At 60.1% G+C, this 17,992-nt stretch carries 15 protein-coding genes and 2 pseudogenes; 13 read left to right on the top strand and 4 right to left on the bottom strand.

What is annotated here, in order from left to right; genetic code table 11:
* Positions 1-174: 174 nt before the first annotated feature.
* Together HB680_RS30990 and HB680_RS30995 are read right to left on the bottom strand one after the other, a co-directional pair.
* Complete coding sequence (locus tag HB680_RS30990) at positions 175-1,668, bottom strand: CoA-acylating methylmalonate-semialdehyde dehydrogenase (RefSeq protein WP_213942086.1); 1,494 nt, start codon at positions 1,666-1,668, stop codon at positions 175-177.
* Between the two features lie 137 nt (positions 1,669-1,805).
* Positions 1,806-3,155, bottom strand: coding sequence for an aspartate aminotransferase family protein (locus tag HB680_RS30995; RefSeq protein WP_213942087.1), 1,350 nt, complete (start codon positions 3,153-3,155; stop codon positions 1,806-1,808).
* Positions 3,156-3,280: 125 nt separating this feature from the next.
* Between HB680_RS30995 and HB680_RS31000 the strand changes: the two genes are divergently transcribed.
* The 6 genes from HB680_RS31000 (at position 3,281) to HB680_RS31025 (ending at position 9,858) form a co-directional block, all read left to right on the top strand.
* Positions 3,281-4,201, top strand: a complete 921-nt coding sequence (locus tag HB680_RS31000) for a LysR family transcriptional regulator (RefSeq protein ID WP_054043958.1) — start codon at positions 3,281-3,283, stop codon at positions 4,199-4,201.
* Positions 4,202-4,406: 205 nt separating this feature from the next.
* Positions 4,407-5,057, top strand: a complete 651-nt coding sequence (locus HB680_RS31005; RefSeq protein ID WP_213942088.1) for a TetR/AcrR family transcriptional regulator — start codon at positions 4,407-4,409, stop codon at positions 5,055-5,057.
* A 7-nt stretch (positions 5,058-5,064) separates the two neighbouring features.
* Entirely contained in the window at positions 5,065-5,646 is a 582-nt protein-coding gene (locus HB680_RS31010; protein ID WP_213942089.1) for a YigZ family protein, read from the top strand.
* A gap of 602 nt (positions 5,647-6,248) precedes the next feature.
* Entirely contained in the window at positions 6,249-7,814 is a 1,566-nt protein-coding gene (locus HB680_RS31015) for an ABC transporter ATP-binding protein (RefSeq protein ID WP_213942090.1), read from the top strand.
* Between the two features lie 11 nt (positions 7,815-7,825).
* Positions 7,826-8,932, top strand: a complete 1,107-nt coding sequence (locus tag HB680_RS31020) for an ABC transporter permease (RefSeq protein WP_213942091.1) — start codon at positions 7,826-7,828, stop codon at positions 8,930-8,932.
* The gene (locus tag HB680_RS31025; RefSeq protein ID WP_213942093.1) at positions 8,932-9,858 is read left to right on the top strand and encodes an ABC transporter permease; all 927 of its coding nucleotides are present in this window, start codon (positions 8,932-8,934) and stop codon (positions 9,856-9,858) included. The genes HB680_RS31020 and HB680_RS31025 overlap by 1 nt, the downstream gene beginning before the upstream one ends.
* Positions 9,859-9,941: 83 nt before the next feature.
* On the opposite strand, the pseudogene HB680_RS31030 reads toward HB680_RS31025, so the two are convergent.
* Positions 9,942-10,362: pseudogene (locus HB680_RS31030) on the bottom strand (hypothetical protein).
* A gap of 82 nt (positions 10,363-10,444) precedes the next feature.
* On the opposite strand from HB680_RS31030, the gene HB680_RS31035 reads away from it, so the two are divergent.
* The 4 genes and pseudogenes from HB680_RS31035 to HB680_RS31045 all read left to right on the top strand — a co-directional run bounded on the left by HB680_RS31035 (position 10,445) and on the right by HB680_RS31045 (position 13,142).
* A complete protein-coding gene (locus HB680_RS31035; RefSeq protein WP_213942114.1) occupies positions 10,445-10,795 on the top strand; it encodes a MerR family transcriptional regulator in 351 nt (116 codons plus the stop codon).
* A 25-nt stretch (positions 10,796-10,820) separates the two neighbouring features.
* Entirely contained in the window at positions 10,821-11,507 is a 687-nt protein-coding gene (locus HB680_RS31040; RefSeq protein ID WP_213942094.1) for an SDR family oxidoreductase, read from the top strand.
* A pseudogene (locus HB680_RS32985) lies at positions 11,501-11,614 on the top strand (EamA/RhaT family transporter); the annotation flags it as partial. The gene HB680_RS31040 and the pseudogene HB680_RS32985, both read left to right, overlap by 7 nt.
* Before the next feature lie 169 nt (positions 11,615-11,783).
* The gene (locus HB680_RS31045; protein ID WP_213942095.1) at positions 11,784-13,142 is read left to right on the top strand and encodes an 8-oxoguanine deaminase; all 1,359 of its coding nucleotides are present in this window, start codon (positions 11,784-11,786) and stop codon (positions 13,140-13,142) included.
* Between the two features lie 124 nt (positions 13,143-13,266).
* On the opposite strand, the gene HB680_RS31050 is transcribed toward HB680_RS31045, so the two are convergent.
* Positions 13,267-14,355 carry a calcium:proton antiporter gene (locus HB680_RS31050; RefSeq protein ID WP_213942096.1) on the bottom strand — a complete coding sequence of 363 codons (1,089 nt, stop codon included), beginning with the start codon at positions 14,353-14,355 and terminating at the stop codon, positions 13,267-13,269.
* 297 nt (positions 14,356-14,652) lie between these two features.
* Here HB680_RS31050 and HB680_RS31055 point away from each other — a divergent pair, with 297 nt between their 5' ends.
* The 3 genes from HB680_RS31055 (at position 14,653) to HB680_RS31065 (ending at position 17,881) form a co-directional block, all read left to right on the top strand.
* A complete protein-coding gene (locus HB680_RS31055; protein ID WP_213942097.1) occupies positions 14,653-15,735 on the top strand; it encodes a BMP family ABC transporter substrate-binding protein in 1,083 nt (360 codons plus the stop codon).
* A gap of 145 nt (positions 15,736-15,880) precedes the next feature.
* Entirely contained in the window at positions 15,881-16,846 is a 966-nt protein-coding gene (locus tag HB680_RS31060; protein WP_213942098.1) for a 2-oxoglutarate and iron-dependent oxygenase domain-containing protein, read from the top strand.
* Positions 16,847-16,927: 81 nt separating this feature from the next.
* Complete coding sequence (locus HB680_RS31065) at positions 16,928-17,881, top strand: adenosine deaminase (protein ID WP_054043972.1); 954 nt, start codon at positions 16,928-16,930, stop codon at positions 17,879-17,881.
* The last annotated feature ends 111 nt before the right edge of the window (positions 17,882-17,992 follow it).

A 17,992-nucleotide genomic window follows, 5' to 3' on the forward strand; every position in this document is an offset into this window, starting at 1 on the left:
ACGTAACTCTTTGTTTACCAAGGAGTTTCCGTTTCGACTGCGCCGGAAGTGGGGCGAATTATAGACTTCCAGGATCTGCCGTCAACACCTAATTTCACAATTCTGTCATATAGGTCAGAAAAGCCCTGAAAACGCGAAGGCCGGCCCTGACGGGCCGGCCTTCTCCCCCTCTACTTACAAGCTAGGGAACGCGAATTGCGACGCTTCATGGCTCGCCCGTTGCGGCCAGCGCTGGGTGATGGCCTTGCGGCGAGTGTAGAAACGCACGCCATCCGGGCCATACGCATGCAGGTCGCCGAACAGCGAACGCTTCCAGCCACCAAAGCTGTGATAAGCCACTGGCACCGGCAACGGCACGTTAACGCCAACCATGCCGACTTCAATCTCATCGCAGAACAACCGCGCGGCTTCCCCGTCACGGGTGAAGATGCAGGTGCCGTTGCCATACTCGTGATCGTTGATCAGTTGCATCGCCTCTTCCAGGCTGTTGACCCGAACGACGCACAGCACCGGCCCGAAGATCTCTTCTTTATAGATACGCATCTCCGGCGTGACGTTATCAAACAGGCAGCCCCCCAGGAAGAAGCCTTCCTCATGCCCCGCCACACTCAAACCACGACCATCAACCACCAGGGTTGCACCCGAAGAAACACCGTCTTCTATATAGCCACTGACTTTATCCCGAGCCTGACCGGAAACCAGCGGCCCCATGTCCAGACCGCACGACGTACCGGCACCGATTTTCAATGCCTTGATCTGCGGCACCAACTTGGCCACCAGCGCATCCGCCACCTGATCACCGACGCACACGGCCACTGAGATCGCCATGCAACGCTCACCGCAAGAACCATACGCCGCGCCCATCAGGGCGCTGACGGCGTTATCCAGATCCGCATCCGGCATCAACACCGCATGGTTCTTCGCCCCGCCCAGTGCCTGGACGCGTTTACCGCGCCTGGTACCTTCGGCGTAGATGTATTCGGCAATCGGCGTCGAGCCGACAAAGCTCAGCGCCTTGACTTCCGGCGCCTCGATCAGCGCATCCACCGCTGCCTTGTCGCCATGCACCACACTCAGCACACCTTTAGGCAAACCGGCTTCGATCAACAATTGAGCGATCAGCAGGGTGGAACTCGGATCGCGCTCGGACGGCTTGAGGATGAAGCAGTTGCCACAGACGATCGCCAGCGGATACATCCACAGCGGCACCATCGCCGGGAAGTTGAACGGGGTAATCCCCGCTACCACGCCCAACGGCTGGAAGTCCGACCACGCATCGATATTCGGCCCGACGTTACGGCTGTACTCGCCCTTGAGAATTTCCGGCGCCGCGCATGCGAACTCGACGTTCTCGATGCCGCGCTTCAACTCACCCGCCGCATCTTCCAGCGTCTTGCCGTGTTCTTCGCTGATCAGTTGCGCGATACGTGCTTCGTTCTGCTCCAGCAATTGCTTGAAACGGAACATCACTTGCGCACGTTTGGCCGGCGGCGTGTTGCGCCAGGCCGGGAACGCAGCCTTGGCCGAGTCGATGGCTTTCTGAATGGTTTCGCGGCTGGCCAATGGCAGCTTGTGGATAGCCTTGCCGGTCGACGGGTTGAACACGTCGGCCGTACGACCGTCTTCGGTCACCAGTTCGCCATTGATCAAATGCGGGATGAGGCTCATGCAGTACTCCTGAAATTTTGTGCACCGACGCCCATCGAGGGGCGCCCGTTTAACTTTTGCAGGAGCAGAGCTTGCTCGCGATAGCGGTCTCAAGGACCCCATCGCTGGCAAGCCTTGCTCCTACAGGTCATGTCGAATCAGTCGATCTTGTTCAGCACTTCGCCGACCGCGTCGAACAGACGATCAAGGTCTTGCGGCTTGCTGTTGAAGGTTGGCCCGAACTGCAGGGTGTCGCCGCCGAAGCGTACGTAGAACCCGGCCTTCCACAGCGCCATGCCGGCTTCGAACGGACGCACAATCGCGTCGCCGTCACGCGGGGCAATCTGGATCGCACCGGCCAAACCGTAGTTACGGATGTCGAGGATGTTCTTCGTGCCTTTCAGGCCGTGCAGAGCATTTTCGAAATGCGGCGCGACGTCGGCCACGCTCTGCACCAGGTTTTCCTTTTGCAGCAGGTCGAGTGCCGCCAGGCCAGCAGCACAGGCCACCGGGTGCGCGGAATAGGTGTAGCCGTGGGGGAATTCCACCGCGTATTCCGGCGTCGCCTGGTTCATGAAGGTGTGATAGATCTCGGAACTGGCAATCACCGCGCCCATCGGAATCGCGCCGTTGGTGACTTGCTTGGCGATGCACATCAGGTCCGGGGTCACGCCGAAGCTGTCGGCGCCGAACATCGAACCAGTACGGCCAAAACCGGTGATCACTTCGTCGAACACCAGCAGGATGCTGTGCTGGTCGCAGATTTCGCGCAGACGCTTGAGGTAGCCCTCAGGCGGAACCAGTACGCCAGCGGAACCGGCCATAGGTTCTACGAAGACTGCCGCGATGTTCGAAGCATCGTGCAGCTCGATCAGCTTGAGCAGTTCATCCGCCAGGGCGATACCGCCCTCTTTCGGCATGCCACGGGAGTAAGCGTTGCTGGCCAGCAAGGTGTGCGGCAGATGATCGACATCCATCAAACCTTGGCCGAACAGCTTACGGTTGCCGTTCACGCCGCCGAGGCTGGTGCCGGCGATGTTCACGCCGTGATAACCACGGGCACGGCCAATCATCTTGGTCTTGGTGGCCTGGCCTTTCAGACGCCAGTAAGCGCGGACCATTTTCACTGCGGTGTCCGCACACTCGGAACCCGAGTCGGTGAAGAACACGTGGTTCAGATTGCCCGGGGTCAGGTCAGTGATTTTCTCGGCCAACTGGAACGACAACGGATGGCCGTACTGGAAGCCTGGCGAGTAATCGAGGGTGCCCAACTGTTTGGCGACCGCTTCCTGAATTTCCTTGCGTGTGTGACCGGCGCCGCAAGTCCACAGCCCCGAGAGCGAGTCGTAGACCTTGCGCCCCTTGTCATCTATCAGCCAACTGCCCTCGGCGGCGACGATCAGTCGCGGATCGCGCTGGAAATTTCGGTTGGCAGTGTAGGGCATCCAGTGCGCATCAAGCTTGAGCTGGCTGGCCAGGGAAGACGGGGCGTTTTCGGGCAAGTTCATGATTAAAACCTCGCAGGGCAATAAGCGGCGTAGAGATCAAAAGCGTTCTTGCAGCTAAATTGCCACGGGGATAAAGTCGGTGAAATCCAACTCTTCTAACGTTCAGTCAGGCCAGCACTAAACTTATGAGTACTCGACGTCCCGACCCTCTGGCCCAAGTCAGCGACTTTGATATCCGCCTGTTGCGGATCTTCCGCAGTGTCGTGGAGTGCGGCGGCTTCTCCGCGGCGGAATCGGTATTGGGCATCGGCCGCTCAGCCATCAGCCAGCAAATGAGCGACCTGGAACAACGCCTCGGCCTGCGCCTGTGCCAACGCGGTCGGGCCGGGTTTTCCCTGACCGAAGAGGGCCGCGAGGTCTACCACTCGGCATTGCAGTTATTAAGTGCACTGGAAAGTTTCCGCACCGAGGTCAACGGCCTGCACCAGCATTTGCGTGGTGAACTGACCATCGGCCTGACCGACAACCTGGTCACCCTGCCCCACATGCGCATCACCCATGCGTTGGCGCAATTGAAGGAACGCGGGCCGGACGTGCAGATTCAGATCCGCATGATCGCGCCCAATGAAGTCGAACAAGGTGTACTCGATGGGCGCTTGCACGTCGGCGTCGTGCCCCAGGCCAGCGCGTTGTCGGGGCTGGAATATCAACCGCTCTACAGCGAACGTTCGCTGCTGTATTGCGCGGTCGGTCATCCGTTGTTTTATGTCGACGACAAGCAACTGGACGACGAACGCCTGAACAGCCAGGACGCGATCGCCCCGACCTTCCGCCTGCCCGCCGAGATCCAGGCGCATTACCAGGCGCTCAATTGCACCGCCAGCGCCTCCGACCGTGAGGGCATGGCGTTCCTGATTCTGACCGGGCGCTACATCGGTTATCTGCCGGATCACTACGCCAGCCTCTGGGTCCAACAAGGCCGATTGCGCGCGCTCAAACCCACCGTGCGTTTTTATGACCTTAGCCTCGCGTCGGTCACGCGCAAGGGTCGTCGCCCGCATCTGGTGCTGGAAAGCTTTCTGGAAAGCCTGGCGGCCACGCGCTAAACCCGCACAAATCCGTAGGAGCAAAGCTTGCTCGCGATAGCGTCGTGTCAGTCACATCCATGTCGGATATGAACTCGCTATCACGAGCAAGCTTTGCTCCTACGGGTCGTTGGCGCAGAGGTTTTATCGTGTCGGCACTTGTCTCAAACCTGTGGTTGCGCTATCAACGCACTGGTTGCACCCACAGACTATTCCGGAAGTGCCTATGACCTTTGAAGTCCCCGCCCACGGCGGCAAACCTGCCAGCCGCATTCGTCAGAAGAACGAAGAGACGATCCTCAAAGCCGCCGAAGATGAATTCGCCCGACACGGGTTCAAAGGCACCAGCATGAACACCATCGCCCTGAATGCCGGTTTGCCCAAAGCGAACCTGCATTACTACTTCACCAACAAGCTTGGGTTGTACGTGGCGGTACTGAGCAACATCATCGAATTGTGGGACAGCACCTTCAACACCCTGACGGCCGAAGACGATCCGGCCGAAGCGCTGACCCGCTACATTCGCGCCAAAATGGAATTCTCCCGCCGCCAGCCGCAAGCCTCGCGAATTTTCGCCATGGAAGTCATCAGCGGCGGCGAATGTTTGACCGAGTATTTCAACCAGGATTATCGCGCCTGGTTCCAGGGCCGGGCCGCGGTGTTCCAGGCGTGGATCGACGCCGGCAAGATGGACCCGGTCGACCCGGTCAACCTGATCTTCCTGTTGTGGGGCAGCACGCAGCATTACGCCGACTTCGCCACGCAGATCTGCCGGGTCAGCGGGCGCACCAAGCTGACCAAACAAGACATGGAAGATGCCGGCGACAACCTGATCCGCATCATCCTCAAGGGCTGCGGCCTGACACCTGCTATCTAAGTTCCCTATGCCCTTTACCCTCAGCGGTTTTTGCGAATACCGCGAAGAGATTCGCAAAAGCCGCTTCATTACTTTCGCCGGGCCAATCGGCAGCCCGGCCGAAGCCCAGGCGTTCATCGAACAGCACAGCGACCTGAACGCCACGCACAATTGCTGGGCCTGGAAGCTTGGCGACCAGTACCGCAGCAACGACGACGGCGAACCCGGCGGCACCGCTGGCCGGCCGATTTTGGCGGCGATCGAAGCGCAGGATTGCGATCAGGTCGCGGTACTGGTGATTCGCTGGTACGGCGGCATTCAACTCGGCACCGGCGGGTTGGCCCGAGCTTATGGCGGGGGGGCGAACAAGTGCCTGCAAGGCGCGCCAAAGATTGAATTGATCAGTCGGGTGCCGGTGAGCTGTGCCTGTGGGTTTGGCGAGTTGCCGTTGGTGAAGCTGCGGGTGGCGGAACTGGGCGGCTTGGTCGTGGAAGAATCCTTCACCGCTAATGGCGTGGAGTTGCAACTCGCCATCGGCGAGCAGCAGATCGATACCCTGCAATTGCACTTGGCCGACTTAAGTCGCGGACGCATTTTGTTGCAGCGCTAGAAGATCAAAAGATCGCAGCCTTCGGCAGCTCCTACATTGGGATCGCGATCTTCTGTAGGGCTGCCGAAGGCCGCGATCTTTTGGGGCATTCCCAGTTTCACTGCATTCAACACTTGCCCACATCTGCTGTGCACCCGGCTGTGGATAACCTGAGCACATCCCGCTGTAACCCTTCTGTCATGCGGCTTTGCGGGCATTGTTCACTTTTCGTCCAAAACGCCATCAAACATCCTAATTCCACGAAAAAACAAACAGTTAGCTCGGTTTATCACCTTTAGAAGATAGCCGCACAGTGCTTATGCCCGAGTGTCAGGCTTGCGCACAAATACTGTGGAGCAACCTGTGGATAACCCGTTCATGGCTGGCGCAGCCCCATATCCGGCATAGCTTGCAGCCGGCTGCTCGTTTTTTGATCAAATTGCCGTGGGCAAAACCGGAGCCTGAATCAAAAACCTTGCCCTCATGTGGTGCTTGATTCAGCCGCGAAGCAGCTCCAGGCACATCTGTAACGCCCTGAACCGCATGGGTTTACGGAAATCCTGACTCAATGGCCAGAAAATTGCTTTGTCCACAGGCATAACTCCAAGCGACCCGAGCCAGTCATGCCCAACCCCGTGCCGATCCCCGATCAAATCCCGCGCCTGCAATTACGCAACATCAGCAAACGCTATCCCGGTTGCCTGGCCAACGATGCCGTCGACCTGAGCATCGCCCCCGGTGAAATCCACGCCCTGCTCGGCGAAAACGGCGCGGGCAAAAGTACGCTGATGAAGATCATCTACGGCGTCACCCACGCCGATTCCGGCGAGGTTATCTGGCAAGGACAACGGGTGACCCTGCGCAATCCGGCCCAGGCCCGGGGGCTTGGGATCGGCATGGTGTTCCAGCATTTTTCGTTGTTCGAAACCCTGAGCGTGGCGCAGAACATTGCGTTGGCCATGGGCGCGGCGGCCGGCACGCCGAAACAGCTTGAACCAAAGATTCGTGAAGTGTCCCAACGCTACGGCATGGCGCTGGAGCCGGAACGACTTGTCCACAGCCTGTCCATCGGCGAACGCCAGCGCGTGGAAATCATTCGCTGCCTGATGCAGGACATCCGCCTGCTGATTCTCGACGAACCGACGTCGGTGCTGACGCCGCAAGAGGCCGACGAATTGTTTGTCACCCTGCGCCGACTGGCCGCCGAGGGCTGCAGCATTCTGTTTATCAGCCACAAACTCGGTGAAGTCCGGGCGCTGTGCCACAGCGCCACGGTGTTGCGCGGTGGTCGGGTGGCCGGGCATTGCGTGCCGGCCGAATGCTCGGATCAGCAACTGGCGCGGTTGATGGTCGGTGAAGCGGCCGAGTTGATCACCGACTACCCGAAGGTCATCGGTGGTGAGGCATTTTTGAAGGTCCGCAGGTTGTCCTGGCACAACCCGGATCCGTTCGGTTGCTCGCTCAAAGACCTCAATCTCGAAGTGCGCAGCGGTGAAATCGTCGGCATCGCCGGGGTCGCGGGCAATGGCCAGGATGAGTTGCTGGCGTTGCTCAGCGGAGAGGAACGGCTGAACCGCAATGAGGCGCAAACCATCAGTTTCGCCGGCCACGCAGTCGCTCATTTGCGCCCCGATGCCCGGCGCAAACTCGGCTTGGCCTTCGTGCCCGCCGAACGCCTGGGTCACGGCGCCGTGCCGGAACTGAGTCTGGCCGACAACGCCCTGCTCACGGCGTTTCAACAAGGGTTGGTGAGCCAGGGCCTGATTCAGCGCGGCAAAGTCGAGGCGCTGGCTGAAGAGATCATCCGCCGCTTCGGGGTGAAGACGCCCGACACCCAAACCCCGGCCCGCAGCCTGTCCGGCGGCAATCTGCAGAAGTTCATCCTGGGCCGGGAAATCCTCCAGCAACCGAAACTGCTGGTGGCCGCGCACCCGACCTGGGGCGTGGACGTCGGCGCCGCCGCAACCATTCACCGCGCGCTGATTGCTCTGCGCGATGCCGGCGCGGCGATCCTGGTGATCTCCGAAGACCTCGATGAACTGTTCCAGATTGGCGACCGCCTCGGCGCCTTGTGCAGCGGTCGACTGTCGCCGCTCCAGGCCACCGTCGATACCCGGTTGACCGACGTCGGCGGCTGGATGGCCGGCCAGTTCGACACGCCTCAATCACCCGAATCTGCAACGCTTTAACGGAGTTTCACATGCTGCTTTCTCTCGAACCCCGTGGCCAGCAATCGCGCCTGATGTTGTGGTGCTCGCCATTGCTGGCGGCGGTGCTGACCCTGGGCTGCGGCTCACTACTATTTATCGCACTGGGTCACGACCCGTTGCTGACGTTGCACACGTTGTTGATTGCACCGATCAGCGACTTGTACGGCGTCTCCGAATTGCTGGTCAAAGCCCTGCCGATTCTGCTGTGTGCGTTGGGCCTGGCGGTGGCGTATCAGGCGCGGATCTGGAACATCGGTGCCGAAGGCCAATTGCTGCTCGGCGCCCTGGCTGGCAGTGCGCTGGCGGTGAATATCATCGACATGCAAAGTCGCTGGGCGCTGGTGTTCATTCTGCTGACCGGCACCGCGGCTGGCGCGGCGTGGGCCGGGCTAACGGCATGGTTGCGCACGCGCTTCAATGCCAACGAAATCCTCACCAGCATCATGCTCAATTACATCGCCCTGAACCTGCTGCTGTTCTGCGTGCACGGACCGTTGAAAGACCCGGCCGGGTTCAACTTCCCAGAGTCGGCAATGTTCGGGGATGCCAGTCGTTTGCCGCTGTTGATGGAGGACGGTCGCGTGCATGCCGGGGTGTATTTCGCCCTGCTCGCGCTGGTCGCGGTGTGGGTGTTGTTGCAGAAAAGCTTTGTCGGATTCCAGATCAAAGTACTTGGGCTGGACAAGCGCGCCGCAGGGTTTGTCGGCTTTCGCGAAAAGCGCCTGATCTGGCTGGCGCTGTTGATCAGCGGCGGCTTGGCGGGGTTGGCCGGAGTTTGCGAAGTCACCGGGCCCATCGGCCAACTGGTGCCGCAAGTCTCGCCGGGGTACGGCTATGCGGCGATCACCGTGGCGTTTCTCGGGCGACTGAATCCCATCGGAATTCTGTTTTCCAGCCTGTTGATGGCGCTGCTGTACATCGGCGGCGAGAGCGCGCAGATGAGCATGAACCTCCCGCAAGCGATCACTCAATTGTTCCAGGGAATGATGCTGTTTTTCCTGCTGGCCAGTGATGTGCTGATTCTCTATCGACCGCGTTTGAATGTGCGCTGGGCCCGCCGCGCGCCCGCCACCGCCGTAACCGCAGGAGCGCTGTGATGGATATCGATCTGCTGAGCAATATTTTCTACGCCATGGTCCGCTGCGGTACCCCGTTGCTGCTGGTGGCGCTGGGCGAGCTGATCTGCGAGAAGAGCGGCGTCCTCAACCTGGGCCAGGAAGGCATGATGCTGTTTGGCGCGGTGATTGGTTTTATAGTCGCGCTGAACAGCGGCAACCTGTGGCTCGGCGTGTTTCTGGCGATGTTGGCCGGGATGCTGCTGTCTTCGCTGTTCGCCTTGGTGGCGCTGGTGTTCAACGCCAATCAAGTGGCCACCGGGCTGGCGCTGACCATTTTCGGCGTGGGGCTGTCGACCTTCGTCGGTGCGGCGTGGGTCGGTAAACCGCTGGCAGGTTTTGAGCCAGTGGCGCTTCCGTATCTGAGTGAGATTCCGCTGATCGGGCGCATGCTGTTTGCCCAGGATTTGCTGGTGTATCTGTCGTTCGCGTTGTTTGCGCTGGTGGCGTGGGTGATTCTGAAAAGTCGCGTGGGTTTGATCATTCAAGCCGTCGGGGAAAACCCGGATGCCGCCAGTGCCATGGGCTTGCCGGTGCTCGGTGTGCGTACCTTGGCGGTGTTGTTTGGCGGGGCGATGGCCGGGTTGGCCGGGGCCTATTTGTCCCTGGCCTATACGCCGATGTGGGCCGAGAACATGAGCGCCGGGCGCGGCTGGATTGCCTTGGCGCTGGTGGTGTTTGCCAGTTGGCGGGTGTGGCGATTGCTGCTTGGCGCGTATCTGTTCGGGCTCGCCAGCATCCTGCACCTGGTGGCGCAGGGGTTGGGGCTGGCGATTCCGTCCAGTTTGTTGGCGATGCTGCCGTATGTCGCGACCATTGTGGTGCTGGTGTTGCTGTCCCGGGATGCGCTGCGCACGCGGTTGTATGCGCCGGTTTCGTTGGGGCAGCCTTGGCAGGGTGGGCACTAGCGGTGACCGAACGGGCCTCTTCGCGAGCAAGCCCGCTCCCACATTAGGCCGAGTCGAGCCTGGTTTTTGTGATCAACACAAATCTACTGTGGGAGCGGGCTTGCTCGCGAAAGCGCCCGAACCGGCAACACCTGAACCAAGCCCCACATCACTTCAAAGAACAAGAAAATCACCAACAACGAACTGGCGCCGTGGACCAAGGCATAGAGCTGCCAAGCCGCAAACAAAAACCGCCCCACCGCGTCATACCGCCCGTAAATCGGCTGCGGATCCCGAATCCGCAACACTGCCCAAACACACAATCGACCCCAACAGATTCGCCATCATCATGTGCATCGGCTCAAACGCCGGCAGCTCACCGGGCAGGTTCAATGTCTGGCTCAGGCTCGACAGCAATCCATGCAAAGCGGCAAAACTCCACGGCGTGACAAACGCCGCTGTCACGATCAGGTCGTACCAGGCACTGCCGCGCACCACTCGGCGATATTGCGTTGAAGTCCACATCGGCGTTGCTCCATAAAATCAGGGAGCAACAAGGCTAAAGCCTGGAGTATGCTCCAGGGTCAAGCCCCTTCGAGACGTCATGATGCGCATCGGTGAATTAGCCCAGGCCAGCGCCGTCAGCCGCGACACGCTGCGCTTCTACGAGCAGCGCGGGTTGATCGCGGCGCAACGCAGCGCCAACGGTTATCGCGACTATCCGGCGGACATGGTGCAACTGGTGCTGTACATCAAGACCGCTCAACGGCTGGGCTTTACCCTTGGCGAAATCGGCAACAGCGTCGCCGCGTTGTGGCAGTCGCCCGACCCGGACAGCGCCGTCACGCAGTTGCTGCAAGACAAGCTCACGCTGATCGAAACCCGCATGAATGAACTCGGCGCGTTGCGCAGTGAATTGCAGCAACGTCTCGGTCAGCGTTGTCCCTTAAATCCGTGATTCTCATTTATCAAGGAAGCCCATCATGTCCACGGCAAAAACCGCACTCATCATCGGCGCCTCCCGGGGCCTGGGCCTCGGCCTGGTGAAAACCCTGCTGGCCGATGGCTGGCAAGTCACCGCCACCGTGCGCAACCCGCAGAACGCCGAGGCGCTGCAAGCGTTGGGCAAGGTCCGAATTGAAAAACTCGACATGGATGATCAGCAAGCCGTCATCGCTTTGAGCCAACAACTCAAAGGCGAAGTGTTTGACCTGCTGTTCGTGAATGCCGGGGTCAAAGGTCCGGACGTCCAGACGCCCGGTGGTGCGACGCTGGCCGAAGTCGGGCAACTGTTTTTCACCAACGCCGTGGCGCCGATCAACCTGGCCCAGCGTTTTGTCGGGCAGATTCGGGATGGCAGTGGCGTGCTGGCCTTCATGAGTTCGGTACTGGGCAGCGTGACCATGCCCGACGCGCCGGAACTGGCGTTGTACAAGGCCAGCAAAGCGGCGCTGAACTCTATGACCAACAGCTTTGTCACGCAGTTGGGCGAGCAGAAACTGACGGTGCTGTCGCTGCATCCGGGTTGGGTGAAGACCGACATGGGCGGTGACGGTGCAGACATTGATATCGAAACCAGTACCCGTGGGTTGGTGGATCAGGTGAACGCGTATACCGGCAAGGGCGGGCATCACTTCGTGAACTACAAGGGTGAAACGATTCCCTGGTAAACGCTGTAGATCCCTATGTGGGAGCGGGCTTGCTCGCGAAGGCGGTGTATCAGTCGCCATCTATGTTGAATGACGCACCGCATTCGCGAGCAAGCCCGCTCCCACAGGAGGCCGTATTCCACAGATGGTTTTGCGTCGTCTGGTCGGGGCGGGCTTGCCCGCAACGCCAATTTGTTTGAAACTCCGCACCTCGTCCCTCGCGGCGACCCTGGATCAGCAGACAGGGTAATCACTGAGCTGGCTAACCTGAACCCACTTTCAGAGGAGCCGGCCAACATGCCTGCGACCCGTACCTGGTTAAAAAATCCCCTCGCCATCTTCACTGCCAATGGCCTCGATGCCCGTGGCGGCCTGGTGCTGCAAGACGGTTTGATCGTCGAAGTGCTCGCCGCTGGCCAGCAGCCGGCCACGCCCTGCAATGAAGTCTTCGATGCCCGTGAGCATGTGATTCTGCCGGGGCTGATCAACACCCATCACCATTTCTACCAAACCCTGACCCGCGCCTGGGCGCCGGTGGTCAATCAGCCGTTGTTCCCGTGGCTGAAAACCCTGTACCCGGTCTGGGCCCGCCTCACCCCGGAAAAACTGGCCCTCGCCACTAAAGTCGCGCTGGCCGAGCTGCTGCTGTCCGGTTGCACCACGGCGGCCGATCACCATTACCTGTTTCCGGAAGGCCTGGAAAATGCGATCGACGTGCAAGTCGAGAGCGTTCGCGAACTGGGCATGCGCGCCATGCTCACGCGCGGTTCCATGAGCCTCGGCGAAAAGGACGGCGGCCTGCCGCCACAGCAAACCGTGCAGGAAGGCGAAGTGATCCTCGCCGACAGCCAGCGCTTGATTGCCGAGTACCACGAGCGTGGCGACGGTGCGCAAATCCAGATCGCCCTGGCGCCGTGCTCGCCGTTCTCGGTAACCCCGGAAATCATGTCCGCCAGCGCCGAACTGGCGAACAAACTCGACGTGCGCCTGCACACCCACCTGGCGGAAACCCTCGACGAAGAAGACTTCTGCCTGCAACGCTTCGGCCTGCGCACCGTGGATTACCTGGACAGCGTCGGCTGGCTCGGCCCGCGCACCTGGCTGGCCCACGGCATCCATTTCAACCCGGACGAAATCGCCCGCCTCGGCGCGGCGGGCACCGGCATCTGCCATTGCCCAAGCTCGAACATGCGGCTTGCGTCCGGCATCTGCCCGACGCTGGATCTGACGGCGGCGGGTGCGCTGCTGGGTCTGGGCGTGGACGGTTCGGCGTCCAACGATGCATCGAACATGATGCTCGAAACCCGGCAGGCGCTGTACATCCAGCGTCTACGTTATGGCGCCGAGAAGATCACCCCGGAATTGGTCCTGGGTTGGGCGACCAAGGGCTCGGCGAGTCTACTCGGGCGTACCGATATCGGTGAACTGGCGGTGGGCAAACAGGCGGATCTGGCGTTGTTCAAACTCGATGAGCTGCGGTTCTCGGGCAGTCATGATCCGGTGTCGGCGTTGCTGCTGTGCGGGGCGGATCGCGCGGATCGAGTGATGATCGGCGGCAAGTGGCGGGTGATTGATGGGCAGGTTGAAGGGCTGGATCTGAAGGGGTTGATTGCGGATCACAGCCAGGCGGCTCGGCAACTGATCGCCGGTACCTGACACAACACCGATTAAAACTGTGGGAGCGGGCTTGCTCGCGAATGCGGTGTATCAGTCGACATTTCTGTTGCTGACACTCCGCCTTCGCGAGCAAGCCCGCTCCCACATTGGTTTTGTGGTGGGTTCAAAGACCGAGCAGCGACAACATGATGAACGTCGCAAACAGCACAAAGTGCGTCATGCCCTCGATGGCATTGGTTTCCCCGTCATTCAGGTTGATCGCGCTGACGATCAACGTCAGAAAAATCATCACTGTCTGCACCGGCGTCATCGCCATTTGAAACGGCTGCCCGGTGTAGAGCGCCATGGCTTCCATCACCGGCACCGTCAGAATCACTGTCGACAGCGACGCGCCCATGGCGATGTTCACCACGGACTGCATGCGGTTGGCCAGCGCTGCGCGCAATGCGGTCAGAATCTCCGGTGCGGCGGAAATCGCCGCCACCAGGATCGCCGTGATCACCGGCGGAGCACCCGTGCCTTCCAGGCCCAGATCGAGGGTCTTGGACATCACTTCGGCCAAGGCACCGATCACCACCACGCCAAACACCAGCGTCGCGATGCTGAGCGTCACGTTGACCGGCTCCGGTGCTTCTTCCGGGACTTTCTTGCGGCGTTTTTCCGGGTAGCTGTAGCTGAAGAAATAACTGTGCGGCCCGACCTGCATGCGCAGGAACAAGGTGTAGAGCACGACCATCGCGCCAATGGTGAACGCCGAATACACCTTCCAGTTAGCTTCGGGAATAAACTCCGGCACGACCATGGACACGCCCATGGCGGTGAGGATCATCACGCTATAGCTACGCGCCGAATCGTCGTTGTAGGACTGTTCGCCATGCTTGATCCCGCCCATCAACGCGGCCAGGCCGAGGATGCCGTTGATGTCGAGCATCACCGCTGAGTAAATCGTGTCGCGCACCAGGGTCGGCGAGGCTTCGTTGCTCATCATGATGGCTAATATCACCACTTCCACCAGCACCGCGGCCAAAGTCAGGATCATCGTGCCGTAGGGGTCGCCGACCTTTTCCGCGAGCAGTTCAGCGTGATGGGCCACGCGCATCGATGCGGCGACGATGAAGGCGATCAGCACCAACCCGGCGGCCAGTGCGATGGGCTGGCCGTTGTGCAGCATCCACGGCTCCAGCGGATACGCGACGACGGCGGCGATCAGGGCCAGCAGCAGAAACTTTTCTTGCTTGAGGAGTGTGAGCATTGCGGGCCTTTTGCACAGTGGAGCGGAATCAGAGTGATGAGCTACTGACTGCGGGGCGGCGCTAACGTTTCGTTACACCTTAGCGCACCAGTGGATGGCAGCAGCGCCAGTCCATGCACTTTTATCGGCCTCAAGGGCCTCATCGCGAGCAAGCTCGCTCCCACAGGGGGACGCGATCCAATGTGGGAGCGAGCTTGCTCGCGATGGCCGCGACACGGTTTCGAATTTATTGTTGTCCTGTTGGTCAGCAATTTGCATTGACCTCGCCAACCTCAAAACAAAATGGAGTTCGAGTTCATGCATAAACGTCCGTTGAAGAAGCTGTTGTGCGCCGTTACCGCGGCCATCGGTCTGAGCGCCAGCCTGACCGCGAGTGCCGCCGACCCGCTGAAAGTCGGCTTCGTCTATATCGGCCCGATCGGTGACCACGGCTGGACGTATCAGCATGAACAGGGACGCAAAGCGCTGGCCGAAAAATTCGGTTCGCAGATCACCACCAACTATGTGGAAAACGTCGCCGAAGGTGCCGACGCCGAGCGGGTGATCCGCAACATGGCCAAGGATAACTACGACCTGATCTTCACCACGTCTTTCGGCTACATGAACCCGACACTGAAAGTCGCCAAGCAATTTCCCAAGGTGACTTTCGAGCACGCCACCGGCTACAAACAGGACAAGAACCTCGGCACCTACCTGGCGCGCACGTATGAAGGGCGCTACGTCGGCGGTTTCCTCGCGGCGAAGATGACCAAGACCAAGAAGATCGGCTACGTCGCCTCGTTTCCAATCCCGGAAGTGATCCGCGACATCAACGCCATTCAACTGGCCCTGAACAAATACAACCCGGGCACCGAGATCAAAGTGGTGTGGGTCAACTCGTGGTTCGATCCGGGCAAGGAAGCCGATGCTGCCAACGCACTGATCGACCAGGGCGTGGACGTGGTGTTCCAGCACACCGACAGCCCCGCGCCGATCCAGGCCGCCGAACGTCGCGGCGTGTATGCCGTGGGCTACGCTTCGGACATGGCGCACTTCGGACCAAAAGCCGTGCTGACGTCCATCGTCAACGACTGGGGCCCGCACTACATCCAGGCGACCCAGAGCGTGCTCGACCATACGTGGAAATCCCAGGACTACTGGGGCGGTTTGAAAGAAGGCACGGTTGAATTGCCGATCAGCGACCTGGTGCCGGCACCGGTGAAGGCCGAAGCCGAGCAGATCATCGCCGACATCAAGAACGGCACGCTGCACCCATTCACCGGGCCGATCAAGGATCAGGCGGGCGTCGTGAAAATTGCGGAGGGGGCGACGGCGAGCAATGCGGAACTGGCGTCGATGAACTACTACGTGGAAGGCATGAAGGCCGATATTCCGAAGTAATTACCGAGCCCCACACACAATTCCCCTGTGGGAGCGGGCTTGCTCGCGAAGAGGGAGTGTCAGTCGACATTTTTGTAGCTGACACACCGCTTTCGCGAGCAAGCCCGCTCCCACAATTGATCTTCAGCGTTTTTGAGGACTGCGCATGAACCAGCTCCCCATCATCGACATCGCCCCGCTCTACACCGACGACACACACGCCTGGCAATCCATCGCCACGCAAATCGACCACGCCTGCCGCGACTGGGGCTTTTTCTATATCAAGGGCCACCCGATCAGCGCCGCTCGCATCGAAGCTGTGCTCGACCACGCCCAACGCTTCTTCGCCCTGCCCACCGCCGAAAAGCTCAAGATCGACATCACCCAAACCACCCACCATCGCGGCTACGGCGCTATCGCCACTGAACAACTGGACCCGAGCAAACCCAGCGACCTGAAAGAAACCTTCGACATGGGCCTGCACCTGCCGGCCGATCACCCGGACGTACTGGCGAACAAACCGCTGCGCGGCTCCAACCGTCATCCATCGATGCCCGGTTGGGAAGCGCTGATGGAGCAACATTACGTCGACATGCAGGCCCTCGCCCAAACCCTGCTGCGGGCCATGACCCTGGCACTCAACATCGAGCGCGACTTTTTCGACACTCGCTTCAATGAACCCGTCAGCGTGCTGCGGATGATTCATTACCCGCCGCGCCACACCGCCATTTCCGCAGAACAGCAAGGCGCCGGGGCCCACACCGATTACGGCTGCATCACCCTGCTCTACCAGGACACGGCCGGTGGCCTGCAAGTGCGCAACGTGAACGGCGACTGGATCGACGCGCCACCCATGGATGGCACCTTCGTGGTCAACCTCGGCGACATGATGGCGCGCTGGAGCAACGACCGTTATCGGTCGACGCCACACCGTGTCATCAGCCCGTTGGGGGTGGACCGTTACTCGATGCCGTTTTTCGCCGAACCGCACCCGGACACGCCCATCGAATGCCTGCCTGGTTGCCAGGATGCCGCGCACCCGGCGAAATATCCCACGACCACCTGCGCCGAATTCCTGCTCTCGCGTTTCGCCGATACCTACGCCTATCGGCGGGAGCTGGAAAAGATTTGATCAACCGTCTGGTCAGGTTTTACCAATTGTTGCAGCGAGCATCTGTAGAATGCCGTCATTGCACCTGATGAGAATTCGAACATGTACGACTGGCTGAACGCCCTGCCCAAGGCAGAACTGCACTTGCACCTGGAAGGCTCGCTGGAGCCCGAGTTGCTGTTTGCCCTGGCCGAACGCAACAAGATTGCCCTGCCGTGGGACGACGTCGAAACCCTGCGCAAGGCGTATGCCTTCAACAACCTGCAAGAGTTTCTCGACCTGTATTACAAGGGCGCCGACGTGTTGCGCACCTCCCAGGATTTCTACGACCTGACCTGGGCCTACCTGTTGCGTTGCAAGGCGCAGAACGTGATTCACACCGAACCGTTCTTCGACCCGCAGACCCACACCGACCGTGGCGTGCCCTTTGAAGTGGTGCTCAACGGTATTGCGGCCGCGTTGAAAGATGGCGAGCAACAACTGGGCATCACCAGCGGTTTGATCCTGAGCTTCCTGCGCCATTTGAGCGAAGACGAAGCGCAGAAAACCCTCGACCAGGCGCTGCCGTTCCGCGATGCGTTTGTCGCTGTCGGCCTGGACAGTTCAGAGATGGGTCACCCGCCGAGCAAGTTCCAGCGTGTGTTTGATCGTGCCCGTCACGAAGGCTTCCTGACCGTGGCCCACGCTGGTGAAGAAGGCCCGCCGGAATACATCTGGGAAGCCATCGATCTGCTGAAAATCCAGCGCATCGACCATGGCGTGCGCGCCATCGAAGACGAGCGTCTGATGCAGCGGATCATCGACGAACAGATCCCGCTGACCGTGTGCCCGTTGTCCAACACCAAACTCTGCGTATTCGATCACATGTCCCAGCACAACATCCTCGACATGCTGGAGCGTGGCGTCAAAGTCACGGTGAACTCGGATGACCCGGCGTACTTCGGCGGTTACGTCACCGAGAACTTCCATGCGCTGTATACCGATTTGGGCATGACCCAGGATCAGGCCAAGCGATTGGCGCAAAACAGTCTGGATGCGCGGTTGGTCAAGCCATAAGTCTCACCGCATAACCTAATGTGGGAGCGGGCTTGCTCGCGAATGCGGTGTGTCAGCTACAGAAATGTCGACTGACCCACCGCATTCGCGAGCAAGCCCGCTCCCACAGGG

This window comes from Pseudomonas sp. dw_612 (assembly GCF_018449725.1).
GTDB lineage: Bacteria > Pseudomonadota > Gammaproteobacteria > Pseudomonadales > Pseudomonadaceae > Aquipseudomonas.